Source organism: Pseudomonas fluvialis, assembly GCF_002835605.1.
Lineage (GTDB): Bacteria > Pseudomonadota > Gammaproteobacteria > Pseudomonadales > Pseudomonadaceae > Aquipseudomonas > Aquipseudomonas fluvialis.
This window is the reverse complement of the sequence record NZ_PIYS01000018.1, coordinates 274,030-298,791: the sequence shown is the minus strand read 5'-3', so window position 1 is coordinate 298,791 and position 24,762 is coordinate 274,030. Positions and strand designations below refer to the sequence as shown.

Annotated in this window: 22 protein-coding genes; 14 read left to right on the top strand and 8 right to left on the bottom strand. The window is 65.4% G+C overall.

Annotated elements, in window-relative coordinates:
* Positions 1-91: 91 nt before the first annotated feature.
* The 6 genes from CW360_RS11130 (at position 92) to CW360_RS11105 (ending at position 7,402) form a co-directional block, all read left to right on the top strand.
* Positions 92-2,122 (top strand): TonB-dependent receptor plug domain-containing protein, encoded by a 2,031-nt coding sequence (locus CW360_RS11130; RefSeq protein WP_101193749.1) that lies wholly within the window; start codon positions 92-94, stop codon positions 2,120-2,122.
* Between the two features lie 179 nt (positions 2,123-2,301).
* Entirely contained in the window at positions 2,302-3,399 is a 1,098-nt protein-coding gene (locus tag CW360_RS11125; protein WP_101193748.1) for an NADH:flavin oxidoreductase/NADH oxidase, read from the top strand.
* Between the two features lie 127 nt (positions 3,400-3,526).
* Positions 3,527-4,528, top strand: a complete 1,002-nt coding sequence (locus CW360_RS11120) for an ABC transporter substrate-binding protein (protein WP_101193747.1) — start codon at positions 3,527-3,529, stop codon at positions 4,526-4,528.
* Complete coding sequence (locus tag CW360_RS11115; RefSeq protein WP_101193746.1) at positions 4,525-5,316, top strand: ABC transporter permease; 792 nt, start codon at positions 4,525-4,527, stop codon at positions 5,314-5,316. Before CW360_RS11120 ends, CW360_RS11115 begins: the two co-directional genes overlap by 4 nt.
* Entirely contained in the window at positions 5,313-6,158 is an 846-nt protein-coding gene (locus CW360_RS11110; RefSeq protein WP_101193745.1) for an ABC transporter ATP-binding protein, read from the top strand. The genes CW360_RS11115 and CW360_RS11110 overlap by 4 nt, the downstream gene beginning before the upstream one ends.
* Positions 6,152-7,402 carry an NnrS family protein gene (locus tag CW360_RS11105; protein WP_101193744.1) on the top strand — a complete coding sequence of 417 codons (1,251 nt, stop codon included), beginning with the start codon at positions 6,152-6,154 and terminating at the stop codon, positions 7,400-7,402. Before CW360_RS11110 ends, CW360_RS11105 begins: the two co-directional genes overlap by 7 nt.
* Here CW360_RS11105 and CW360_RS11100 read toward each other — a convergent pair.
* The 4 genes from CW360_RS11100 to CW360_RS11085 form a co-directional block, all read right to left on the bottom strand.
* Positions 7,399-9,441 carry a site-specific recombinase gene (locus CW360_RS11100; protein ID WP_212633294.1) on the bottom strand — a complete coding sequence of 681 codons (2,043 nt, stop codon included), beginning with the start codon at positions 9,439-9,441 and terminating at the stop codon, positions 7,399-7,401. The two genes, CW360_RS11105 and CW360_RS11100, sit on opposite strands and share 4 nt — an antisense overlap.
* 88 nt (positions 9,442-9,529) lie before the next feature.
* Entirely contained in the window at positions 9,530-10,417 is an 888-nt protein-coding gene (locus tag CW360_RS11095; RefSeq protein ID WP_101193743.1) for a D-hexose-6-phosphate mutarotase, read from the bottom strand.
* Position 10,418: 1 nt separating this feature from the next.
* The gene (locus CW360_RS11090) at positions 10,419-10,820 is read right to left on the bottom strand and encodes an acyl-CoA thioesterase (RefSeq protein ID WP_093986526.1); all 402 of its coding nucleotides are present in this window, start codon (positions 10,818-10,820) and stop codon (positions 10,419-10,421) included.
* Between the two features lie 110 nt (positions 10,821-10,930).
* Positions 10,931-11,449 (bottom strand): lipocalin family protein, encoded by a 519-nt coding sequence (locus tag CW360_RS11085; RefSeq protein WP_101193742.1) that lies wholly within the window; start codon positions 11,447-11,449, stop codon positions 10,931-10,933.
* A gap of 137 nt (positions 11,450-11,586) precedes the next feature.
* Between CW360_RS11085 and CW360_RS11080 the strand changes: the two genes are divergently transcribed.
* From CW360_RS11080 to CW360_RS11055, 6 genes are all read left to right on the top strand, one after another.
* Positions 11,587-12,555 carry a PstS family phosphate ABC transporter substrate-binding protein gene (locus tag CW360_RS11080; RefSeq protein WP_093986528.1) on the top strand — a complete coding sequence of 323 codons (969 nt, stop codon included), beginning with the start codon at positions 11,587-11,589 and terminating at the stop codon, positions 12,553-12,555.
* A 208-nt stretch (positions 12,556-12,763) separates the two neighbouring features.
* Positions 12,764-15,049 carry an ABC transporter permease subunit gene (locus tag CW360_RS11075; protein WP_101193741.1) on the top strand — a complete coding sequence of 762 codons (2,286 nt, stop codon included), beginning with the start codon at positions 12,764-12,766 and terminating at the stop codon, positions 15,047-15,049.
* Between the two features lie 15 nt (positions 15,050-15,064).
* Entirely contained in the window at positions 15,065-16,741 is a 1,677-nt protein-coding gene (gene pstA, locus CW360_RS11070; RefSeq protein WP_165765325.1) for a phosphate ABC transporter permease PstA, read from the top strand.
* Between the two features lie 86 nt (positions 16,742-16,827).
* Entirely contained in the window at positions 16,828-17,661 is an 834-nt protein-coding gene (gene pstB, locus CW360_RS11065; protein WP_093986530.1) for a phosphate ABC transporter ATP-binding protein PstB, read from the top strand.
* Between the two features lie 98 nt (positions 17,662-17,759).
* On the top strand, positions 17,760-18,476 hold the full coding sequence (gene phoU, locus CW360_RS11060) for a phosphate signaling complex protein PhoU (protein WP_093986531.1): 717 nt from the start codon (positions 17,760-17,762) through the stop codon (positions 18,474-18,476).
* Positions 18,477-18,566: 90 nt separating this feature from the next.
* Positions 18,567-19,472: a response regulator gene (locus tag CW360_RS11055; RefSeq protein WP_101193740.1), complete on the top strand. Its 906-nt coding sequence runs from the start codon at positions 18,567-18,569 to the stop codon at positions 19,470-19,472.
* Position 19,473: 1 nt separating this feature from the next.
* Here the strand turns inward: CW360_RS11055 and CW360_RS11050 are convergent, their stop codons facing one another.
* Both CW360_RS11050 and hexR read right to left on the bottom strand, forming a co-directional pair.
* Positions 19,474-19,662, bottom strand: a complete 189-nt coding sequence (locus CW360_RS11050; RefSeq protein ID WP_245874699.1) for a PA3496 family putative envelope integrity protein — start codon at positions 19,660-19,662, stop codon at positions 19,474-19,476.
* Between the two features lie 98 nt (positions 19,663-19,760).
* On the bottom strand, positions 19,761-20,627 hold the full coding sequence (gene hexR, locus CW360_RS11045) for a transcriptional regulator HexR (RefSeq protein WP_093986534.1): 867 nt from the start codon (positions 20,625-20,627) through the stop codon (positions 19,761-19,763).
* Between the two features lie 167 nt (positions 20,628-20,794).
* On the opposite strand from hexR, the gene zwf reads away from it, so the two are divergent.
* The gene (zwf, locus tag CW360_RS11040; RefSeq protein ID WP_245874711.1) at positions 20,795-22,222 is read left to right on the top strand and encodes a glucose-6-phosphate dehydrogenase; all 1,428 of its coding nucleotides are present in this window, start codon (positions 20,795-20,797) and stop codon (positions 22,220-22,222) included.
* A gap of 45 nt (positions 22,223-22,267) precedes the next feature.
* Here the strand turns inward: zwf and CW360_RS11035 are convergent, their stop codons facing one another.
* Both CW360_RS11035 and CW360_RS11030 read right to left on the bottom strand, forming a co-directional pair.
* Entirely contained in the window at positions 22,268-23,053 is a 786-nt protein-coding gene (locus CW360_RS11035; RefSeq protein WP_093986536.1) for a gamma-glutamyl-gamma-aminobutyrate hydrolase family protein, read from the bottom strand.
* Between the two features lie 246 nt (positions 23,054-23,299).
* Positions 23,300-23,938 (bottom strand): SCO family protein, encoded by a 639-nt coding sequence (locus CW360_RS11030; protein ID WP_093986537.1) that lies wholly within the window; start codon positions 23,936-23,938, stop codon positions 23,300-23,302.
* Positions 23,939-24,142: 204 nt separating this feature from the next.
* Between CW360_RS11030 and CW360_RS11025 the strand changes: the two genes are divergently transcribed.
* Positions 24,143-24,760: a hypothetical protein gene (locus CW360_RS11025; RefSeq protein ID WP_101193738.1), complete on the top strand. Its 618-nt coding sequence runs from the start codon at positions 24,143-24,145 to the stop codon at positions 24,758-24,760.
* Positions 24,761-24,762 lie beyond the last annotated feature (2 nt).

The window sequence follows — 24,762 nt, the reverse complement described above, 5'->3', positions numbered from 1 at the left end:
TGTGCGCCGGTGAATCTTGATTCTAATCAAATGATAAAGATTGTTATTTAGATTAGTATCAGTTCACACATCGCACGTCCTCAGGTGTCTCATGCGCTTTCTTCTCCACCCGCTTGCCCTTGCCTGCCTGAGTGCCGCCAGCCTGGCGGCGCAGGCCAATACGCTGAGCCTCGACAGCACCGTAGTGACCGCACGCGGCTATGCCAGCGAAAGTTTCGACACGCCGCAGGCCATCGAAGTACTGCAGCCGGCACCTGGCAGCAGCGCGCCGGCCGGCAGCCTGCTGCGTGGCCAGCCGGGCCTGGCGGTGCAGAGCGATGGCGCCTGGGGGCAAAACCCGGTGCTGCGCGGCCTGAAGAAGGAAAGCGTGGTGGTGATGGTCGACGGCATTCGCGTCAACTCGGCACAGCCGCAGGGGGCGCTGGCCTCCTTCCTCGATCTCGGCCTGCTCGAGCGCATGGAGGTGGTCAAGGGGCCGGGTTCGGTGCTGTATGGCAGCGGTGCGATGGGCGGGGTGGTCAACCTGCTGACCCCGCAAGCCGAGTTCTCCGCGCAGCGTGAACAGGGCGGGCGCTTCGGCGTGGCGGCCAGCAGTGTCGACAAGGGCTTCAGCGGCGCACTGACCGTGCATGACAGCAGCAGCGAGCATGCCGTGTTGCTGGGCCTGGCCGGGCGTGACGTCGGCGACTACAAAAGCCCGCAGGGTCGGGAAAAGAACACCGGTTACCAGTCGGACAGCCTGCTGCTCAAGTATCAGCAGAAAATCGCCGAGGACTATGTGGCGCGGCTCAACCTGCAGCGGCATGTCGACGAGGATGTCTGGTATCCCGGCTCCACCCGTCCGGTGGCGATGCCGCCGACGGTGGGCATCGCCACCATCCACTCGCCCCGCCAGGAGCGCGAACTGTACAGCCTGGGCCTGGATGCGCCGCTGGGCGAGGGAACCCTGTCCAGCGAGGTGTACCGCCAGGAAGTGTTCCGGCAGATTCGTGCCTATTCCAGCCGTCTGCAGCGCAACTACGTGGAGAACGACGTCAGCTTCATCACCCATGGCCTGCGCAGTGCCTGGACGACCCCGCTGGGCGACAACCACCGGCTGACCCTGGGCGCGGAAACCTGGAAGATGACCGGTGACCCGCAGCGCTTCATGTCGCCGCTGCCGAGTGGCGTGCGGATTCTCAACAACCCCTTCGAGGACGGCGAGCTGCGCTCCAGCGGGCTGTTCCTGCAGGATGAGTTCAGCCTGGGGCAGAGCCAGTTCACCGCCGGCCTGCGCTATGACCGCAACCGCGGTGATGCCAGGGTCAAGGGCGGCACGCAGACCAGCGGGCTGGACAACACCGACCACAACCTGTCCTGGTCGCTGGGCGTGGTACAGCCGCTGAGCGCCACGCTCAACCTGTATGCCAACCTCGGCCAGGCCTACCGCACCCCGGACATGCGTGAACGCTTCGAGGACTCGGCGCGCGGTGATGGCTACTACCATGTTGGCAACCCGCAGCTGGAGGCCGAGCGTTCCAGCAGCTTCGAGCTGGGCCTGAAGGGCCGTGACGCCGGGCTGAGCTACCAGCTGGCGGCGTTCCATACGCGCATCGACGATTACATCGCCGGCCGGGTGACCGGGCAGGTTACCCCGCAGGGGCCGGTCAAGCGCACCGAGAACCTCGACCAGGTGGTGATCTACGGCCTGGAAGGCGGCCTGCAGCTGCCGCTGGGCGCCTTCACCGTGGATGCCGGCTTTACCTGGCTGCGCGGCAACAACCAGCAGGATGACGAGCCGCTCTACCAGATGCCGGCCAGCGAGTTGCGCCTGGGCATCGGCCAGCCTGCCGAGCAGGGCCTGTACTGGCACGCCGGATTGCGTGCGGTGGCGGCGCAGAACCGCGTCGCCACGCGCTTCAGCAATGGCACGGAGAACAAGACCGACGGCTTCGTCACGGCCGACGCCAGCCTGGGCTACGGCTTCGGCGCGCTGGGCGTGCTGAAGACCGCCAACCTCGACCTGCGCCTGAGCAACCTGGCCAACAAGCAGTACCACGAGCACCTCACCGACGGTGTCAGCGGCCAGGAGCTGGCGGCTCCCGGACGTGGCGCGATGCTGGCCTTCAGCGGCAGCTTCTGAGTGCCCGACCGCCCCGGGCCTGGCTGTGCAGGCAGCCCGGGGCGGTATGCACGGCATCGATAGTTGCCATCACGGCATTCGAATTACCCTCGCAGGCCCGGCTGGCTAACATGCCGCCTCGTCGTTCGCTGCCCGGTGTGGTGGCGAACCTGCTCTGTGCTTGCCCGCGAGGAATCCGCATGTCTGCCCTGTTCAGCCCGTTGCAGGTAAAAAGTCTCACCCTGCGCAACCGTATTGCCGTGGCCCCCATGTGCCAGTACTCGGCCAGCGAAGGCCTGGCCAATGACTGGCACCTGCATCATTACGCCGGTCTGGCCCGCGGAGGGGCCGGCCTGGTAGTGGTCGAGGCTACGGCGGTGGCGGCGGAGGGGCGTATCAGTCCGGCTTGTCTCGGCCTGTGGAACGACCAGCAGGCGCAGGCCCTGGCCGGTGTGGCCCGAGCCATCAAGGCGGGTGGCGCCGTGGCGGGCATCCAGATCGCCCATGCCGGGCGCAAGGCCAGCGCCAACCGCCCGTGGGAAGGCGATGACCACATCGCTGAAGATGATCCGCGCGGCTGGCCGACCCTGTCGCCTTCGCCGCTGGCGTTTGGTGGTCATCTGTCGCGCCAGCCACAGGCCATGCAGCTGGAAGATATCGCCCGCGTCCAGGCAGATTTCGTGGCAGCCGCGCAGCGTGCCCTGGCGGCGGGTTTCGAGTGGCTGGAGCTGCATTTTGCGCATGGCTACCTGGCACAGAGCTTCTTCTCGCGGCATGCCAACCAGCGTACCGATCAGTACGGTGGCAGCCTGGAGAAGCGCAGCCGCTTTCTCCTGGAAACCCTCGCGGCGGTGCGTGAGGTCTGGCCGCAGCACCTGCCGCTGACGGCACGCTTCGGGGTGATCGAATATGACGGTGATGATGAGCGCACCCTCAACGAATCCATCGCGCTGGCCAGGGCGCTGCGTCAGGGCGGGCTGGATCTGCTCAGCGTAAGCATCGGCTTCTCCACCCCGCAGGCGGACATTCCCTGGGCGCCGGCTTTCCTCGCCCCGCTGGCCGAACGGGTACGGCGCGAGGCCGACATGCCGGTGGCCTCTTCCTGGATGCTCGACAATCCGCATGACGCCGAACGGGTGATCGCCAGCGGGCAGATGGACCTGGTGATGATCGGCCGCGCCCTGCTGGCCAATCCCCACTGGCCGTTGCAGGCGGCCCGCGCACTGGGTATCGAACGGCCCACCTGGGTATTGCCGGCGCCCTATGCGCACTGGCTGGAACGCTACCAGAGCGCCTGAGCGGGTCGACAAAAAACGCCGATCTTGATTTGAGTCGCTGCAGCGAATTTGAGAAGCGTTACCATGTACACAAACGCCGCCTGGCCTGCGCGAGGCGGCGTGGTCCTTGTCCATGGGAGCTTTCCTCATGCCGCGACACGCGCTTCTCGCCGGATTGATTCTGGCGCTGTTTTCCAGCCTGCTGCCGGCTGCCGACAAGCTGCCGCGCCTGGTGCTGGCCGGCCCCTACTCGGCGGTGTCCAATCCGCTGGTGCATATGGTCGACTCCGGTGCGCTGGCCGACCTGGCCGAGCAGGTTGAGTTCGTCAGCTGGCGCGACCCCGATCAGCTGCGCCTGATGGCACTGGACGGGCAGGCTGATGTGCTGGCCATGCCGGTCAACGTGGCGGCCAACCTGTACAACCGCGGAGCGTCGCTGCGCTTGCTCAACGTGTCGACCTGGGGCCTGTTGTGGATGGTCTCGCGTGAGCCGGGGCTGACCCGTATCGAAGACTTCAAGGGCCGCGAAGTGGCCATGCCGTTCCGTGGCGACATGCCCGACGTGCTGTTCGGCCTGCTTGCCGAACGCGCCGGGCTCAACCTGCGCGAGGACGTGCGCCTGCGCTACGTGGCCAATCCGCTGGACGCCATGCAGCTGCTGCTGATGCGCCGCGTCGACCATGCCCTGCTGGCCGAGCCGGCGGTATCCATGGCGCTGCGCAAGAGCGGCTCGTTTCCCCTCGGGCTGATCGCCCCGGAGCTCTATCGCAGCCTGGATATCCAGCAGGCCTGGGGGGTGAGCTTTGCCCGTCAGCCACGCATCGCCCAGGCCGGTATCGCCCTGGTTGGCGCGCAGCGTGACAACCCGCAGTTGGCCGCGCGCATCGCCAGCGCCTATGCCGAGTCGCTGAACTGGTGCCAGGTCAACGCCCAGGCCTGTGGCGAACTGGTGGCCGCGCGTGTGCCGGCGCTGAGTGCCGAGGCGGTGGCCGATGCCATGGCGGTCAGCCAGATGCAGGCGGTGCCGGCCCGCGAGGCCCGTGAGGAGGTGGAGTTTCTCCTTGAGCAACTGCTGCAGCGCAACCCCGCGCTGATCGGCGGACGCCTGCCGGATGCGGCCTTCTACCTGGATGGAGGCGCCCAGCCATGAGGCTGTTGCGCAGCGTGCTCGGCGAACTGCCGGCCTACCTGTGGAGTGGCTGGGGCGCGTTGTGCAGCCTGTTGTTGTTGCTGGCCGCCTGGCAGCTGGCCAGCGAGCACTATGGTTCGCTGGTGCTGGCGCAGCCGCTGGAAACCTTTGCCGCACTGGGCCGTTTCGCCGCGGACGGCAGCCTCTGGCAGGAGCTGCTGGTCACCGGGCGCCGCGCCCTCAGTGGCCTGGCCCTGGCGCTGCTGGCCGGCAGCCTGCTGGGCCTGGCGGCCGGGGTGTCGATGACCGCTTCGATGATGTCGCGGCCGCTGGTCACCGTGCTGATGGGCATGCCGCCGATCGCCTGGCTGGTGCTGGCCATGCTGTGGTTCGGTGCCAGCGACGGTACGCCGGTGTTCACCGTGTTCGTCGCGGCGTTTCCGGTGGTGTTCGTCGGTGCGCTGCAGGGCACCCGCACGCTGGACAACCAGCTGCGCGAGATGGCCCTGGCCATGCGCCTGCCGGCGCGCCTCAAGCTGTTCGATCTGTACCTGCCGCACGTGTTTTCCTACCTGTTCCCGGCATGGATCGCCGCGCTGGGCATGTCCTGGAAGATTGTCGTGATGGCCGAGCTGCTGGCCACCCAGGATGGCGTGGGCGCCGCCCTGGCGGTGAGCCGTGCACACCTCGACAGCGCCGCCAGCATGGCCTGGATCTGTGCTGTGGTGGTGTTGCTGCTGGGCCTGGAGTACCTGTTCCTCGAACCGCTCAAGCGCGAAGTGGAACGCTGGCGGGAGAGTGGCGCATGAATAACCCTTCGTCTGCGGCGCGCCTGCGGGTGCGCGGCCTGGGCCACGAATTCGTGCGTACCCGGGTACTCGATGACATCCACTTTGAACTGGCGGCCGGCGAGCTGTGCGCGCTGGTCGGCCCCTCGGGGTGCGGCAAGACCACCCTGCTGCACCTGTGCAACGGCCTGCTGGACGTGCAGGACGGGGTAATCGACAACGACTTCGCCAGCCAGGCGAGCATGTTCCAGCAGCCGCGCCTGCTGCCCTGGCAGAGCACCCTGGACAATATTGCCCTGGGCCTCAAGGCGGCCGGTGTCGCGCGCCGCGAGCGGCAGCAGCGGGCGCGTGCCTTGGCCCTGCGCCTGGGCCTGGCGGCCAGTGACATGGACAAGTTTCCGCGCCAGCTGTCCGGCGGCATGCAGAGCCGCGTGGCGCTGGCCCGCGCGCTGCTCCTGCAACCGCAGCTGCTGCTGCTCGACGAACCCTTCTCGGCGCTGGACATCGGCCTCAAGGCGGAGCTGTACCAGTTGCTGCTCAACGAACAGGCCGAGCGCGGCATGGCGGTGCTGATGATTACCCACGACCTGATGGAAGCGGTGCGCCTGTGCGACAGCATCCTGCTGATGGCCGCCGAGCCGGGGCGTATCGTCGCCCGCTACCAGCTGGCCTTGCCGGCCCTGCAGCGTGACGATGCCTGGGTCTACCAGCACACCGCCGAGCTGCTCCAGCAGCCGGCGGTGCGCGCCAGCTTCGGTCTGCCGGAACACCCTGCCCGGCCGCCGGCCGACGGCCTGGCCGGCGGTCTGCAGGTGCAGGCGCTGCCCACCTCGCCGGGACTACCGAGGGCTGGCCGATGCTGAGCTCGCGTTTGCTGGCGCCGCCGTTGCTGCTCTGCGCGTTCCGCCCGTTCTTTCTGTTCAGCCTGCTCTGCGCGTTGCTGGCGCTGCTGCCGTGGCTGGCGTTTCTCGCCGGCTGGGGCTGGCTGCCGGCGGTGCCGGGTGGCGCGCTGGTCTGGCATGCCCACGAACTGCTGTTCGGCTTTGCCATGGCGGCGGTGGCCGGTTTCGTGCTTACCGCGGTGCCGGAGTTCACCCGCAGTGCGCCGGTGCCGCGCCGGCTGTTCGTGGCCCTGGGCCTGCTCTGGCTGCTCGGTCGTCTGTGCTTCTGGGCCAGCGGCTGGCTGGGCGTGTGGCCCAGCGCCCTGAGCAATGCCGGCTTCGGTCTGCTCCTGCTTGGTCTGCTGACGCGCCGCCTGCTCGGCGATGCGCCGCGGCGCCAGTGGCCATTCTTCTTCGGTCTGCTGGCCATGGCCTTGCTCGGTGTGGGTTTCTACAGCGACCTGTTGCGCGGGCTGTACCCGATGCGCTGGCTGTATGCGGCCATCGGCGCCCTGATGGCGCTGGTGGTGGTGGCCATGAGCCGGATCTCCATGCGCATCGTCAACGATGCGCTGGAAGCCCTACCCCTGGCCGAGGATGGCGAGCGGCGCGTTTATCGCAGCCTGCCGCCACGCCGCAACCTGGCGCTGTTCTGCATTGCCCTGTACAGCCTGGTCGAGTTCTACCTGCCGCACAGCGCGGTCAGTGGCTGGCTGGCGCTGGCGACGGCCGCCAGCCTGTGCAACCTGCTCAATGACTGGCATGTCGGGCGGGCGCTGTTCACGCGCTGGGCGTTGCTGCTGTACACGGTGTACTGGCTGATGGCGCTGGGTTACCTGCTGCTGGGTCTGCACGGACTGGGCATAGCGCTGCCAGCGAGCAGCGGTCGGCACCTGCTGACCATTGGCGGTATGGGCTTGTCGATCCTTGCCGTGCTGTGCATTGCCGGGCGCACGCACAGTGGTCATGCCCTCGATGAACGTCCCTGGGTGCCGCTGGCTGCCGGCCTGCTGGTGCTTTCTGCGCTGCTGCGTGCCCTGGCCGGTTGGCCGGGAATGCCGCTGGCGGCGCTGCAGCTGCTCAGCGGCCTGGCCTGGCTGGCGGCCTTCGGCCTGGCGCTGGCCTACCTTGGCCCGGTCTTCCTCGGCCCGCGTCCCGACGCGGGGCAGGGTTGCGAGGAGCCGCTGGATGCCCGCGGCGAGGAGCCGCCGGCGCGCTGTGGCTAATGCGGCGCTGAGTCCGTTTCCTGGTCGGCGGCGGGCAGCGGAGGTGGTGGCAGCAGCAACAGGCGTGGGGCGCTGCGGACCTGCTGGATGAAGCTGGTGAGCAGCGTACCCAGGCTGCCGACCTGTACCTGGCGCGCCTTGAGCGCTACGCGCAAGGCCAGGGTGAAGCTCACCAGCAGGTTGACCAGGCCGATCAGCAGGACCATGCCCAGCGCCTGCGCGCACAGCGCCACGCTGAGTGAACCGCTGGCGGCGCTATAGCCGATGTTCGCCGAGGAAAACGCCACGTGGCGAATATCCAGCGGTAGCCCCGTGCTATGACCGATATAGCCGGTCATGCCAAGCATCACGCCAAACAGGAAATTGCCCATCAGCGCGCCGTAGTTGTCATGCAGGTAGTCGGCAAGCCGGCCGCGCAGCGTCGCGGAAGGTAGCAGGCGCTTCAGCAGGGGATGCTGCAGCAGGCGGGCGCGCAGGTCCAGGCAGGCCGCGCGGTTGTCGAAATAGCCCGCCAGCAGTCCGGAACAGAACAGCCAGACCCCGGCAATCGCGGCATACCACAGGGCCAGACCATCGATGGGCGCCACGGCCTTGAGCTGGTAGGCGACCTGTGCGCTGGACAGCAGGGCCTGGCCCTGCCACAGGGCATACAGCCAGGCCAGGGCAAAGGCCAGGCTGACCGCCACCAGCACGTTGCCCAGTACGGCGGCGAGCTGCGAGCGCGTCAGGTCCACCAGCATCATGGCCAGGCGTTTCTGGTTGGCCTTGCCGCGCTCGCCACGCTCGATGTCCTGGGCCAGGCGCGCGGCGGTCATCGCCGGCTGCTTGGTGGCAATGGTGAAGTGCAGCAGGTGCACTAGGACAAAGCCCAGCCCGTAGTTGAGGCTGACCAGCACGGCGCTGCTCAGCGGTGCCAGGCCCAGGTTGCCGATCTGGATCTTGATCAGGGCGAGCAGGGCAATGATGATCCCGGCGCCGCCGGCCGAGCGCAGCAAGGCCAGGTAGCCGCTGCGGTCGCGGGTGATGTAGTGCTCGCCATGATCACTGGTGTTTTCCGTGATGCTGCGTGCCAGCAGGCGTGTATTGCGCCGCCACAGCGCGCGAATGCCGCGCCGCTCATGGCCAGCCTGGACCAGTTCGAGGAACAGTTGCGCGGCCTGCCCGGCGGCCTGCTCGCGGTGTTCGGCGAAGAGGATGTCGAGCAACTGCTGCAGGCGCGCCAGGGTCTGCTCCAGGCGCTCGAGCAGGTGTGTTAGGGCAATGCTGCTGCCGCGGCTGACCATGCGTCGGCGCAGGCGCTGGATTTGCTCGGCGCACTGGGTCAGCAATACCTCGATATGTGCCAGGTCGCAGGGTGGCGGGCTGGGCTCGTGCAATGCCTGCATCTGCTGGGCGATGCACTGGGCGATTTCCCGCTGCAGGGCGACGAATGCCGAGTCGCGCTCTACCAGGCTGGGCTCCAGGCGCATGAGGTCGCGGTCCAGCTCCTCGGCAGCCACCCAGATGGCCAGCATTTCCAGGGCGTACAGGCATTCGGCACGCGCATGGCGGCGCAGGCTGGCCAGCGACTCCGCGCTGAGGGCGCGGCACAGTGCCTGGAACAGCGCAGCCCAGCGGCTGCCGCCGAGGGCCTCCAGCCAGTCCAGATCGCTGGCTCTGGGCAGCAACAGGCGTAGCACGTCGCGGGCATCCTGCAGGTTGAGGGGGGCAGGATTGAGGCGCTCGTAACAGCGTTCGATGCACTCGCGGGCAAAGCCGCGCCGGGAGAACAGGCCCAACTCGACCAGCGCCGGATACAACTGCAGGCGGCACAGCCAGGCGTGCAGGCGTTCGGCAAATGGGGCGATCAGCGCGGCCTGCTCTGGCAACACGGCGATCAGGCTGTCCATGCGCTGGGCCGTGCTGAAGCGGCTGCGGTTGGGACGCAGCCAGGCCACCAGCTGTTGCAGGGCGGGCAGGCAGTCGTCGCTGTCGGCCTGGACCAGCGATTGCAGCAGGGCAATGGCCAGGTGGTGTTCGGCGCTGGTCTGGTCGGTCACGCGGAGACTCCCGGGCGGGCAGGGGGCGGCTGGGCGCTATTCCTGCAGTGTGCCCAACGCCAGGCTGGTCGGGCAATCGTCCATTGACTCAGCGGGCGGGCAGCGCTTGGCTGCTCAGGCGCAGCTGCAGGCTGTGTTGCGCGCCGGGGGCGAGGTGCAGGCAGTCGTCCCAGACATTCGCGGTTTCGATGCAGAGCATCTGCTGCCAGGCCTCTGCGGGGAACTGGCTGAGTCGCTGGGCCTTGTCCTGCCAGGGGTTCCAGAGGATCGCCGAGCGTGAGCCCTGGCTTTCCAGGCACAGGCGGCGCTGCCAGAGCGGGTCGTCGAGGTACAGGCAGTCCGGCAGGCCCAGGTAGATACGGTCGGTTTCCCCGCTGAAGCGCAGCGCACCCTGCTGCTGGCGCAGTTGCCAGTCGTCGAGGGTTTCCAGGTAGTGGCAGTCGTGCAGGCCGCTGACCTGTACCTGCTGGATGTCGCTGACCGCAAAGTAGCTGTGCAGGGCCTGGCTGATGGCCAGTGGCTGTGCGCCATGGTTGTGGTTGTGCAGGCGCAGGGTCAGGGCGTCGTCGAGCTGCAGGTGCAGGCTCAGGCTGGCGGCATGCGCCCAGCCCGGCAACGGCCCGCTCAGCTGCAAGCTCAGGCTAACGCCGCGCTCATCGCAAGCGCTGTCGAGCAGTTGCCAGTCACGGCTACGCGCCAGGCCGTGAAAGGGCGCACTGCCTTCGACCATGGCCTGTACGTCTGGCGGGTTGCGGCCCAGATCGCCGAACCAGGGCCAGCACACCGGCACACCACCGCGCACACTCTGCCCGGCCTGGTAGCTGGCCTGCGGGCTGCACCACAGCAGTGGTGGCTCGCCAGCACGCTGGTAGCGGAGGATTTGCGCACCCTGGGCGAGGATGTCCAGTTCGGCACCGGCATGCTGCAGGCGCCAGCCGGGCAGGTCGCCGAAGCGCCAGGCCTGCAGGCGAGTCATTTCAGCGCCGTGGCGGCAGCGGGCGGGTACGGCCGCTGCTGTCGATGGCGACGAATACCAGCATGGCCTCGGTGACCTTGCGCCATTCGCTGGAGTGCAGTTCATCGCTCCACACTTCGACGCGCATCTTGATCGAGCTGCGGCCGATCTCCAGGGTCTGGGTATAGAACGACAGCTGGGCGCCCACCGCTACCGGTACCAGGAAGGCCATGCGGTCGATGGCCACGGTAGCCACCCGGCCGCCGGCAATGCGACTGGCCATGGCGGTGCCGGCGAGGTCCATTTGCGAAACCAGCCAGCCGCCGTAGATATCACCGAAACCATTGCTTTCACGGGGCAGGGCGGTCAGTTGCAGGGCCAGGTCACCCTGGGGTGTGGGGTCTTCCTGTTCGAAGTCGTTCATCAGTACGGCATGCTCACGGCGCGTTGTTGTTATGGGCGCTACCACCGCCTGCCGGCGGCGCGTGGCGAGTATACGCGACCCATGGGTCGCACGGCGACCGTGCGTGCGGCTCAGGGTTGTTCGACCCAGATCAGCTGTTCGGTGGCGAAGCCGTGCGCGCGGGCCACCGCGACAAAACGCTCGCGCAGGGCTGGGGATACCTGCGGGGTGCGTGCCAGCAGCCACAGGTAGTCGCGGTTTGGCCCGGCGACGAAGGCGTATTGGTAGTCCTGCTGGTCCAACTCGAAGATCACGTAGCTGCCGTAGAAGGGCCCGAAGAACGAAACCTTGAGGTAACCCTGGTCGCTGCTTTCGACGAAGCGCGCCTTACCCACGGCCTCGCGCCAGCGGCCGCTGGCCGCGTCATAGCCGCGGTTGACCACCTGCACCTGGCCGTTGGCCTGCAGGCTGTAGTCGGCACTGACCCGGCTCAGGCCGCGCTCGAACGAGTGGTCGAGCCGCGCCACTTCGTACCACTGGCCGAGGTAGCGTGGCAGCTCGAAGGGCTGCACCGGCTGCATGCCCGCCGGCATGCCCAGGCAGCCAGTGAGTAACAGGGTGCAGCAGGTGATCAGCAGCAATTGACGCATGCTGGCGTTCCTCGTCAGTGGGCGTGTACGGGCTGAGCGCGTCACGCAATTGTCATAATCGCTTCATAGAGTGTTCACACCGGCTGCCGATACTGGCCACCGAACCAACCAACCTCGATCCGTTCCAGGAGTAAGGCATGAAACTCAAGCGTTTGATGGCGGCCATGACCTTTGTCGCCGCTGGCGTTAGCGCCGTAAGTGCGGTAGCTGCTGTCGATCCGGCCCTGCCGAGCTACAGCAAGGTCTCTGGTGTGTCCGGCAACCTGTCCAGCGTCGGTTCCGACTCGCTGGCCAACCTGATGACCCTGTGGGCTGAAGAGTTCAAGAAGAACTACCCCAACGTCAATATCCAGATCCAGGCCGCCGGTTCCTCTACTGCGCCGCCCGCGATGACCGAAGGCACTGCCAACATGGGGCCGATGAGCCGCCCGATGAAGGATAGCGAGATCCAGGCCTTCGAAGAAAAGTATGGCTACAAGCCGACCGCCGTGCCGGTGGCTATCGATGCCCTGGCGGTGTTCGTGCACAAGGACAACCCGATCCAGAGCCTGTCGATCGAGCAGGTCGATGCGATCTTCTCCAGCACCCGCCTGTGCGGTGGCGAGAAAGACATCACGACCTGGGGTGACGTTGGCCTGACCGGCGAGTGGGCCGCCAAGCCGTTGCAGCTGTTCGGCCGTAACTCGGTATCCGGTACTTACGGTTACTTCAAGGAAGAAGCCCTGTGCAAAGGTGACTTCAAGGCCAACGTCAACGAGCAGCCGGGTTCGGCCTCGGTGGTGCAGTCGATTTCCAGCACCCTGAACGCCATCGGCTACTCGGGCATCGGTTACCGGACCTCCAGCGTGCGTGCCGTGCCGCTGTCCAAGAAAGGTGGCGAGGCCTTTGAGGCCAACGAGCAAAATGCTCTGGCCGGCAAGTTCCCGCTGTCGCGTTTCTTCTATGTGTATGTCAACAAGGCGCCGAACAAGCCGCTGAGCCCGCTGGATGCCGAGTTCATCAAGCTGATGCTGTCCAAGCAGGGCCAGGAAGTGGTGATGAAGGACGGTTACATTCCGCTGCCTTCCAAAGTGGCTGAGAAAACCCTGAAAGAACTGGGCCTGTAAGCCATTCGAAAAAACGCTGGAAGCTGGACGACGTTCAGCCTTCCAGCGCTTTTTTCGACTTTTGGCTACGCCGAAGCCCGGTGCTCGCCTGAGCGCCGGGCTTCGTCATGTCAGCCGCTTGTAATCTTTCTGTCATACAAGCTCGCTAGATTGGCAATCCTGAGCAGCCGTGTGCGCTGCATCTGTAGGTAGCGCAGAGACCTTCCGCATGAATGACCTGGCAAAAGATCGCCTGCACAGCCCGGGCAACCCCCTGGGACTGGACTTCAACACGCCGGCGCTGCAGCGCAAGCGCCGCCTGCGTGCGCTCAAGGACCGTTTGGCACGCTGGTACGTGTCCATCGGTGGCCTGGCGGTGTTGGCCGCCATCACCCTGATCTTCTTCTACCTGGCGCATGTGGTGCTGCCGCTGTTCCAGGGCGCCGAGTTGCAGGCGCGCGACGTGCAGCAGCCGGCCTGGCTGGCGGAGGCAGACAAGCCGCTGCTGTTGGCCATGGAGGAACAAAACCAGGTGGCCATGCGTCTGGCCGCGGATGGTCGGGTGCAGTTTTTCCAGGTGAAGACCGGCGAAGCGCTGCAGGCCCTTGACCTGCCGTTGCCGCAGGGCGTGGCCATTCGTACGCTGGCCGAGGACCAGCCGGGTAGCCGCCGCGTGGCGCTCGGCCTGGACAACGGTCAGGTGCTGGTACTGCAGCACAACTACAAGGTCAGCTACCCGGACAATGTGCGAACCATTGCACCGATCATCGAATACCCCTTCGGTGACACGCCGATCAGCCTGGACCCGCAAGGCCGGCCGATCGAGCACCTGGCGATCAACCTGAACAGTGGCACCCTGCTGCTGGCCGGCGCCACCGGGCGCGAATTGCACGTGCTGAGTTCCTCCCGCGAAGAGAACCTGTTCACCGGCGAAGTCAGCCTGGAGCAGCAGCGTATCGAGTTGCCGGCGGTATCCGAGGAAGTCCACGGGCTGTTGCTGGATCCGCGTCAGCTGTGGCTGTACGCCCGCAACGGGCGGGCCATGGTGGATGTCTTCGATCTGCGCAAGGCCAACCTGAACGGTCGCTATGAGCTGCTCAAAGATGCCGACAACCGCATCACCACGGCCACCAGCCTGTTGGGTGGCATCTCCATCCTGTTTGGTGATGCCAAGGGTGGCATCCAGCAGTGGTTCATGGTGCGCGGTAACGAAGGTAGCCCGAGCTTCCAGAAGGTGCGCAGCTTCCAGCTGGACAACGCGCCGGTGCTGCAGATTCTCCCGGAAGAGCGCCGCAAGGGCTTTATTGCGGTGGATGCCGCAGGCACGCTGGGTATCTTCCACAGTACCGCACAGCGCACCCTGCTCAAGCAGTCGGTAGCCGACAGTGCCACGCTGGCTGCGCTGTCGCCGCGCGCCAGCCGGGTGCTGCTGGAGCATGCCGGCGGCTTGCAGAGTTTCCTCATCGACAACCCGCATCCGGAAGTGTCGTGGAGCGCGCTGTGGGGCAAGGTCTGGTACGAAAGCTACCAGGAGCCTGATTATGTCTGGCAGTCCACCTCGGCGAATACCGACTTCGAGCCCAAGCTGAGCCTCTCGCCGCTGGCGTTCGGCACCCTCAAGGCGGCTTTCTACGCCATGCTCCTGGCGGCGCCACTGGCGATTGCCGCAGCCATCTATACCGCCTACTTCATGGCGCCGCGCATGCGTACCAAGGTCAAGCCGGTGATCGAGCTGATGGAGGCGCTGCCCACGGTGATCCTCGGTTTCTTCGCTGGCCTGTTCCTCGCGCCGTTTTTGGAGAACCACCTGCCGGGCATCTTCAGCCTGCTGCTGTTGACGCCGATCGGCATCCTGCTGTTCGGCTTTGCCTGGACCAAGCTGCCGGCCAGCCTGCGCCATCGTGTGCCGGAGGGTTGGGAAGCCGCCCTGTTGATCCCGGTCATCCTGCTGGTGGGCTGGTTGTCGCTGGGCCTGAGCGGGCACCTGGAAAACCTGCTGTTCGACGGCAACATGCGCCAGTGGCTGACCAATGACCTAGGCATTCCCTTCGATCAGCGCAACGCCCTGGTGGTTGGCCTGGCCATGGGCTTCGCGGTGATTCCGAACATCTATTCGATCGCCGAGGACGCGGTGTTCAGTGTGCCGAAAAGCCTGACCTTCGGCTCCCTGGCCCTGGGCGCCACGCCCTGGCAGACCCTGACCCGCGTGGTGATCCTCACCGCCAGCCCGGGCATTTTCTCCGCGCTGATGATCGGTATGGGACGCGCGGTGGGCGAAACCATGATCGTGCTGATGGCTACCGGCAATACGCCGATCATGGATATCAACATCTTCGAGGGCATGCGCACCCTGGCGGCCAACGTGGCGGTGGAAATGCCCGAGTCGGAGGTCGGTGGAACCCACTACCGGGTGCTGTTCCTCGCGGCGCTGGTGCTGCTGCTGTTCACCTTCGTGATGAACACCCTGGCCGAGCTGATCCGCCAGCGCCTGCGCACCAAGTATTCGTCGCTCTAAGGTTTTGGAAGGTATATGTCCGTGAAACAGAACAACCTGAAATCCTGGTACAAGAGCGGCGCGCCGGGCGTGTGGATGAGCGGTGGCGCCGTGGCGATTGCCATCATCATGACCCTCGGCCTGCTGGCGGTGATCGCCACCCGTGGCCTGGGCCATTTCTGGCCGGCCGATGTGCTGGAGGCCGACTACCAGGTGCCGGGCGAAGCGCCCCGGGTACTGGCTGGCGAAGTGGTACAGGTCGAAGAAGTGCCGCGTGCACGGCTGGCCGCGGCAGGCCTGCCGGTGGCCGCCGAGGGTGGCGAATTCATGACCCGCGAGCTGTTCAAGGTAGGTAACCGTGAACTACTCGGTGCCGACTTCAGTTGGATCGTCGGCGAATGGTTGAGTAACCCGCGCACCCCGGAAGACATGATGGTGGTCGAGCGTCGCGAGTGGGGCAACCTGTACGGCTACCTGTTGCGTGTCGAGGAGCAGGGTCGCCTGGTGGCCGAGGGCGCCGATGCCTGGCCGGTGTTGCAGCAGCGTATCGCGCGGGTCGAACAGCTACACGGACAGCTGGCGCGCCTGGAGAAGAAGGAAGTCGGGCGGATCAACCACGGCCTGGAGCGCCTGCGCCTGGAAGCCCGCAAGCTGGAGCTGCAGGGTCAGCTGGATGCCGCCGCCCAGGCCGCACTGGATGCCCGGCGTGCCGAACTGGACGCCGAGTACAAGGTGCTGGAAGGGCAGATCGTCGAGCTGTACCAGCAGTTCAACCGTGACAGCATGGTGGTGCGGGTCAGTGATGGCCGGGAAACCCGCATTGAGCTGGGCAAGGTGGTGCGTGCCTACCGACCCAATGCCATGGGACCGCTGGACAAGCTGGGCTTCTATGGCCTCAAGCTGTGGGAGTTCGTCAGTGACGAGCCGCGCGAGGCCAACACCGAGGGCGGTATCTTCCCGGCCATTTTCGGTACCGTGCTGATGGTGATGATCATGGCGGTGATCGTTACCCCGTTCGGCGTGATCGCCGCGGTCTACCTGCGCGAATACGCCAAGCAGGGGCCGTTGACCCGGGTGATCCGCATCGCGGTGAACAACCTGGCCGGCGTGCCGTCGATCGTCTACGGCGTATTCGGCCTGGGCTTCTTCGTCTACGTGCTGGGCGGCTCCATCGACCAGCTGTTCTTCCCCGAGTCGGCCCCAGCACCGACCTTTGGTACGCCGGGCCTGATGTGGGCTTCGCTGACCCTGGCCATCCTCACCCTGCCGGTGGTCATCGTGGCCACCGAGGAAGGTCTGGCGCGTATTCCGCGTGCGGTGCGCGAAGGCTCGCTGGCCCTCGGCGCGACCAAGGCCGAGACACTGTGGAAGGTGGTGATCCCCATGGCCAGCCCGGCGATGATGACCGGTCTGATCCTCGCCGTGGCGCGAGCCGCCGGCGAAGTGGCGCCGCTGATGCTGGTGGGTGTGGTCAAGCTGGCGCCCAATCTACCGCTGAATGGCAACTACCCGTACCTGCACCTTGACCAGAAGATCATGCACCTGGGCTTCCATATCTATGATGTCGGCTTCCAGAGTCCCAATGTCGAAGCGGCGCGGCCACTGGTCTACGCCACCGCACTGCTGCTGGTGCTGGTGATCGCCCTGCTCAACTTTGCTGCGGTGTATATCCGCAATCACCTGCGCGAGAAATACAAGGCGCTGGATCATTAACACCCGATAAAAGCGCTTGAGGCTGCATGCTGGACGATTTTGTCCAGCCTCTGGCCTGAAGCCTCCAGCGGATCACGGAGAATTTTATGCAACATGACACCCATACCCACGGCATCGACATGGCGGCCCTCGGTCGCAGCAAGCAGGGCCTGAGCCTGGCGGACGAGACCACGGCGATCGAAGTGCCGGGCCTTAACCTGTACTACGGCGACAAGCAGGCGTTGTTCGATGTCCAGCTGAATATTCCCAAGCAGCGGGTGACCGCTTTCATCGGCCCGTCCGGCTGCGGCAAGTCGACCCTGCTGCGTACCTTCAACCGCATGAACGACCTGGTCGATGGTTGCCGCGTGGAAGGTGCGATCAACATCGATGGTCGGGATATCTACCGCAAGGGCGAGGACGTCGCCGAGCTGCGCCGCCGCGTGGGCATGGTGTTCCAGAAGCCCAATCCGTTCCCCAAGAGCATCTACGAGAACGTGGTCTATGGCCTGCGTATCCAGGGCATCAAGCAGAAGCGCGTGCTCGACGAGGCGGTGGAGTGGGCACTGAAGAGCGCGGCGCTGTGGGACGAAGTGAAGGACCGCCTGCATGACTCGGCCCTCGGCCTGTCCGGTGGCCAGCAGCAGCGTCTGGTGATCGCGCGTACCGTGGCGGTGCAGCCGGAAGTGTTGCTGCTCGACGAACCCTGCTCGGCGCTGGACCCGATCTCCACCCTCAAGGTGGAAGAGCTGATCTACGAGCTGAAGAGCAAGTACACCATCGTCATCGTTACCCACAACATGCAGCAGGCCGCGCGGGTTTCCGACTACACCGCCTTCATGTACATGGGCAAACTGATCGAATTTGGCGACACCGACACGTTGTTCACCAACCCGGCGAAGAAGCAGACCGAGGACTACATTACCGGTCGTTACGGCTAAACAGCGGAAAAGACGATTGACAGTGCTGGAGGCTGAAGGCTGAACGAGCGGCCTTTTCGTCCAGCCTTCAGCCTTCAGCGGTTTTTCGGAGCTTTTACATGATCAACAAAGACAACCTCACGCAACACATCTCCGCCCAGTTCAACGCCGAGCTGGAAGAGGTACGCAGCCACCTGCTGGCCATGGGCGGGCTGGTGGAAAAACAGGTGAATGACGCGGTGACCTCGCTGATCGAGGCTGACTCCGGCCTGGCCCAGCAGGTGCGCGAAATCGACCAGCAGATCAACCAGATGGAATCGTCGATTGACGAGGAATGCGTGCGCATTCTTGCCCGTCGCCAGCCGGCCGCCTCCGACCTGCGGCTGATCATCAGCATCTCCAAGTCGGTGATCGATATCGAGCGCATCGGTGATGAAGCCACCAAGATCGCCAAGCGCGCCATCCAGTTGTGCGAGGAAGGCGAGGCCCCCAAAGGCTATGTCGAAGTGCGGCATATCGGTGACCAGGTGCGCAAGATGGTTCGTGAGGCACTGGATGCCTTTGCCCGCTTCGATGCCGACCTGGCCCTGTCGGTGGCGCAATACGACAAGCAGATCGACCGCGAGTACAAGAGTGCGCTGCGTGAGCTGGTCACCTATATGATGGAAGACCCGCGCTCGATCTCCCGTGTGCTCAGTGTGATCTGGGCGCTGCGTTCGCTGGAGCGTATCGGCGACCATGCGCGCAATATCGCCGAGCTGGTGATCTATCTGGTACGCGGCACCGATGTACGGCACAGCGGCCTGGCACGCCGCGGCAGCGACGCGGCCGAGTAATCCGTGCGCCCGGCAGACTGGGCGCACGACAATTTGCCCAAGCGGGGCGTGGGCCGGCTATGCTTAGAGGCATTCTGCAAGGAGTGATCGATGAGCAAAGTCAGTGTGCTGGTGGTAGACGATGCCACCTTTATCCGCGACCTGGTGAAGAAAGGTCTGCGTGATCACTTCCCTGGCATCCAGCTGGAGGAGGCGGTGAACGGGCGCAAGGCCCAGCAGCTGCTCAATCGCCAGGCGGTCGACCTGATCCTTTGTGACTGGGAAATGCCGGAGATGTCCGGCCTCGAGCTGCTTAGCTGGTGCCGTGGCGAGGAGGCTCACAAGGGCACGCCCTTCATCATGGTGACCAGCCGCGGCGACAAGGAAAACGTGGTGCAGGCCATCCAGGCTGGGGTCTCTGACTATATCGGCAAGCCCTTTTCCAACGACCAGTTGGTGACCAAGGTCAAGAAGGCGTTGAGCCGTACCGGCAAGCTCGCCCAGCTCAGTGCGCCGACGCCACAGCGCATCAACAGCGCCGGCGCCTTTGCCAATGACTCATTGAATGCACTGACCGGCGGCAAGGCCGAGGTGGTCAAGTCGGCGCCAGCAGCAGCGCCTGCGCCTGCGCCGGCGAGTCGCCCAGCAGCCGCGCCACGCGCCGCTGCGCAGGCGCCTGGCGGACGTGGCCAGGGCCAGCTGCGCCTGGCCAATGGCAGCATGGGTTGTGTGATCAAGGCGCTCAGCCTCAAGGATGCACAGCTGGTGGTGCGCCGTGCCGAGCTGCTGCCGCAGGTGCTGGAAAGCGCCGTGCTCGATCTGGAGCAGGGCGAAGGCGGCGAAGTGGCCCGCCTCAATGGCTACCTGCATTCGATCGCAGCCATGGAGGCCAAGCCGGACAGCGACTGGTTGGTGCTGGTCTTTCGTTTCGTCGACCGCGATCCGCAGAAGCTCGACTACCTGTCACGCCTGATTGCCCGCGGCACTGCACAAAAGCATTTCGTCCCGGGCGCCTGACTCAGGCGCGGCGACGGCTGTTGTCCAGGTAGTGGCTGGCCAGCTGCTCCGCGTCGAGGCTGTATTCGGCGGCCAGTCGGCGACTTTCCGAGCGTTCCTCGATGGCTCTGCGAAAAGCCATGCGGCGCTGGTCTTCCAGTTTGCGGCGGGTCTTGCTGTCGAGCGGCGGGTTTGCCTGCGGATCGTTCATCATGCGGCTCCATGGCGTGTGGCAGGAGCCTGTAGCCTGTCGCATTGGCCATGACAGTTTGGCAACGCGCTGATGAATTTGCCGTGAAGCGGGTTGCTTCAATCCTCGTTGTGCTTGTGCGCCTTGGGTGACAGACGCAGGCTGCGCAGGCTGCGCTTGACGCTCTTGAGGTGGTTGACCAGGTCCGGGCCACGCGCCATGGCGACGCCCATGGCCAGCACGTCGATGACCACTAGATGGGCAATCCGCGAGGTCAGCGGGGTGTAGATCTCGGTGTCTTCCTGCACGTCGATGGCCAGGTTGATGTCGGCCAGGTCAGCCAGCGGGGTTTGCCCTGGACACAGGGTGATCAGTGTGGCGCCGGAATCGCGTACCAGATTGGCGGTGATCAGCAGGTCCTTGGAGCGCCCCGACTGGGAGATGCAGATGGCGACGTCGCCCGGTTGCAGGGTGACCGCGGACATCGCCTGCATGTGCGGGTCGGAATAGGCGGCGGCGCTGAGCAGCAGGCGGAAGAACTTGTGCTGCGCATCGGCAGCCACTGCCCCGGACGCGCCGAAGCCGTAGAACTCCACCCGCTTGGCCGCCGCCACGGCATTGATGGCCCGGCTCAGTGCGGCGCTGTCCAGGCGCTCGCGGACCTCCATCAGGGTGTGCAGGGTGGTGTCGAAGATCTTCAGGCTGAAGTCGGCCACCGAATCTTCTTCGCTGATCGCGAACTGGCCAAAACTGGCCCCGGCAGCCAGGCTCTGGGCCAGCTTGAGCTTGAGGTCCTGGAAACCGCTGCAGCCGATGGCCCGGCAGAAGCGTACGATGGTCGGCTCGCTGATGCCCACCGCGCCGGCCAGGTCGGCCATGGAGCTGTGCATCACCGCGGCCGGATCGGCCAGCACATGATCGGCCACCTTGAGCTCCGACTTGCGCAGCAGATGGCGGGATTGGGCGATGTGTTGCAACAGGTTCACAGGCGGCGGCTCGGCTAAAGGAGGGGCAGGAATGTAGTGTTCATGTAGTTATACTACATAGCAGCTGCCAGCGCACCGGCCGCTGCTCCCAGGGTGTGCGCTGGCCACCTTTTATGTCGTGATTGCGTAATTTCTTGTGGAGATCGGCCTTGACCCTTTCCTGCGACATGCTGGTATTTGGCGGTAGTGGTGACCTGGCCCTGCACAAGTTGCTGCCGGCGCTGTACCACCTGCATCGTGATGGCCGCCTGGCCGCCGACATGCGCATCATCGCGGTGGCGCGCAGCCCGCTGCAGCGTAGCCAGTACCAGGCACTGGCCGAACGGCATTGCCGGGCGCAGGTGGCGCGGGCCGATTTCACCAGTGACAGCTGGCAAGGCTTTGCCGAGCGTCTCGACTACCTGGCCATGGATGCCGCGCAAAGTGCCGAGTATGGCCGCCTGGCGCGTCTGCTCGGCAACCCGGCGGGACGTCTGCGCATCTTCTACCTGGCTACCGCCCCGGCGCTGTTTGCGGCGATTGCCGAGCACCTGGCCACGGCCGGGCTGGCCGACGCGCGGAGCCGCATCGTGCTGGAAAAACCCATCGGCCATTCGCTGGCTTCGGCTCAGGCGATCAACGCGACCATCGGCCGGGTGTTCAGCGAAGCACAGGTGTTTCGTATCGACCATTACCTGGGCAAGGAGACCGTGCAGAACCTGATGGCGCTGCGTTTTGCCAATGCGCTGTTCGAGCCGGTGTGGCGCAGCGGGCACATCGAGCACGTGCAGATCAGCGTCAACGAAACCCTCGGTGTGGAAAACCGTGGTGCCTATTACGACCGCGCCGGCGCCATGCGCGACATGCTGCAGAATCATTTGCTGCAGTTGCTTTGCCTAGTGGCCATGGAAGCGCCGATGCGCTTTGACGCGGAATCGGTGCGCAACGAGAAGGTGCGCATCCTCCAGGCATTGCGGCCGATCAGCGGCCTGGATGTGCAGGATCGTACGGTGCGTGGCCAGTATGTCGCCGGGCAGATCGCCGGCCAGGACGTGCCGGCCTATTACTTCGAGAAGCAGGTGGACAACGACAGCGACACCGAGACGTTCGTCGCGCTGCGCGCGGAGATCGACAACTGGCGCTGGGCGGGCGTGCCCTTCTACTTGCGCACCGGCAAGCGCATGGCCAGAAAGTGCTCGCAGATCGTCATCCAGTTCAAGCCGGTGCCGCCGCGCCTGTTCGACAATGACCAGGCCAACTGCCTGGTCATCCGCCTGCAACCGGAGGAGCGCATCAGCCTGCAGCTGATGGGCAAGAGCCCCGGCAAGGGCATGCGCCTGACGGCCATGGAGCTGGATCTCAACCTGGCCCAGGTATTTCCGCAGAAGCGTCGCTGGGATGCCTATGAGCGCCTGCTGCTGGACGTCATCGAAGGTGACTCGACGCTGTTCATGCGCCGTGACGAGGTTGAAGCGGCCTGGGCCTGGGTCGATCCGATCCTGGATGGCTGGCAGCAGTACTACCAGAGCCCGCGTCCCTATCCGGCTGGTCGCAACGGCCCGGAGCAGGCCGACAGCCTGCTCGAGCGCAGCGGTCACCAGTGGTTCGAGGGCTGAGCGTTACCGGCCGTTGCAAAGCGCCGGTAGCTTTTCAACGCCCTGTTAGCGCTGCGCGCTGAACTGCCGGCAGGCCTGGCCAAACGCCTGGAAGATGGCCACGGATTGCGGGTTGCTGGCAGCCTGCCATTCCGGGTGCCATTGCACGCCCAGGGTGAACTGCGCCTGCTCCGGCAGGTGAATGGCCTCGATCACGCCGTCCGGGGCATGGGCCAGCGGCGCGACGCCGCGCCCCAGGGTACGGATGCCCTGGCCATGCAGGGAGTTGACGGCAATCTCCTCCTCGCCCAGCAGTTCGGCCAGCCAGCTCCCCGGCACGCAGTGGATGGCGTGGCTGGCAGCGTATTGCACGGCCACCGGGTCTTCCGGGTTTTCCCGATGATCGTTGCAGCCCGGCACGCTGTAGAGCTTCTGGTGGATATCGCCGCCGAGCGCCACATTGAGCTCCTGCATGCCACGGCAGATGGCGAACAGCGGCAGGCCACGGCGCAGGGCCGCATGGATCAGCGGCAGGTCGAACAGGTCGCGGTCGCGGTCTTGCGGCTTTTCCGGGGTTAGGTTGTCTTGCCCATACAGGCTGGGGTCGATGTTTGAGCCGGCACCGGTCAGGTAGACGCCGTCGACCATGTCCAGGTACTGCTCGATGTCATCGCTGCCGCAACAGGTCGGCGTCAGCAGGGGGATGCAGCCGGCGATTTCCACCAGCGGCATGATGTATTTGTGGGTCATCACCTGGTAGGCGTGGCCTTTGCGTTCCTGAGCGCCCATGGACATCAGCACCACCGGCTTGCGGGCGCTGGTGGAGCTGTTTGCGATCTTGTTATTGGACATACATCACCTTGGGGCAGCGGGTAGCTGCCGTTGCTTGTGCAGGCCGACCGCAGGGTAGCGATGCCGTGCCTGTAACGGGCGTGCCAGCCCCTCTGGCCATGACACTGCCCTGTGGCCAGTCTGCCAGTGATGTAAAAAATGTCAAACAATGTGAGGGGTTGTCGCGCTCGTGCACCCCGCATAGCGGGGCGCCTGGTTAGTGGGGTGGCCTGCTCAGGGGGACTTCTGTGCAATAAATTGCAAACTTCAGGGCTGGCGCTGCAGCAATTTGGGCAGTTGCTGCTGCAGCTGGGCGAGGTTTAGCGGCGCCCGGATGAAGCCCTGCTGGCGGCCGTCCGGGCCGAGCAAGGCCAGGTTGCCGCTGTGGTCCACGGTGTAGTTTTCCTGGCTGCTGTCGCCGGGAATGAAGGGAATGCTCAAGGCGTTGGCCAGTTGCTGGATATCGTCGAGCTGGCCGGTCAGGCCGATATAGTCGGGATCGAAATAGGCCAGGTAGTCGCGCAGCTGCTGGGGGGTATCACGCTGCGGATCGACGCTGACCATCAGCACCTGAACCTGCTGGCGCTGCTCGGCGGGCAGGCTGCCGAGCAGCTGGCGCAACTCGGCCAGGGTGGTCGGGCAGATATCCGGGCAGAAGGTGTAGCCAAAGAACACCAGGGTCCATTTGCCCTGCAGGCGGCTGACCGGCAGCACTTCGCCGTGCTGGTCGAGCAGCGGCAGGTTCGGCCAGGCGCGACTTTGCGGCAGCAGGATGATCCCCGCCGCATTCAGTGCGCCCTTGTCAGGGTGACTGGCGGCCTGGCGGGCGGCCTGAAACAGGGCCAAACCGACCAGCAGGGTCAGCGTGGCGGCAATCACGAGGGCGATCTTATGGGTGCGGGTCATGGTCTGGCTGCGTAATGAACAGGGAAAGTGGCACTTTACCAGCCGACCGGGCTTTGTGCCTGTGGCCTGCTGTCACTGGCCTGATGGCGCGAGCAGGTTATAGCCAGCGCACGCCAGGATAGCGGGCAATTATGACAAAGCTGTCTTTGTCGGCAGGAAAAACCGGCTAAGGTTTAGGGCGACTGCCTATGGTTGGGAGACATGATGAATACCGCTGCCTTGCGTTCGCTGATTGAACAGGCCCTGCTGCTGGAGCAGCGGGATGGCCTGTTGGCCGCTCACCTGCAGGCCTTGCCAGGCCTGCACCGTAGCCTGCGCTGCACGGGCGGCACCGTTCAGGCCCTGCAGGGCTTTGTCGAAGGTTACGTACGCGCAGTACCCGAGCTGCTCGACAGCGTCGCCGAGATGGCCCGGCGGACGGGGCGCAGCGCCGCGCTGGCGCCGCTGTTGTGTGCGGCCAGCCAGTTCTTTGTGCGCCCGCCCGCCTTGATGCAAGGCCAGTCGTTGCTCGCCGAACTGCTCGACGAAGCCTACCTGGCCCATCGGCTGGTCGAAGAGCTGAATGACCGTTACATCGCCTGCTTTGCTGAGCCGTTGCTGACCCTCGATACCACCCGCGCCAACCTGCTGGCCCACCAGTTGATCGGCGAGTCCTTCGCCAACCAGCTGGATGCCTTGCTCGACGAAGTCTTGCCAGGCGTGTTGGCTGGTGCCTTCAGCGCCGCCAGTGAGCCGGGCACGGCACAGGTGGAGTCGGTCTGGCGGCAGTGGCCCTGTTTGCTCCAGCAGCTGGGGCTGGAGATGCAGCTGGCTGCCGCCTGAGC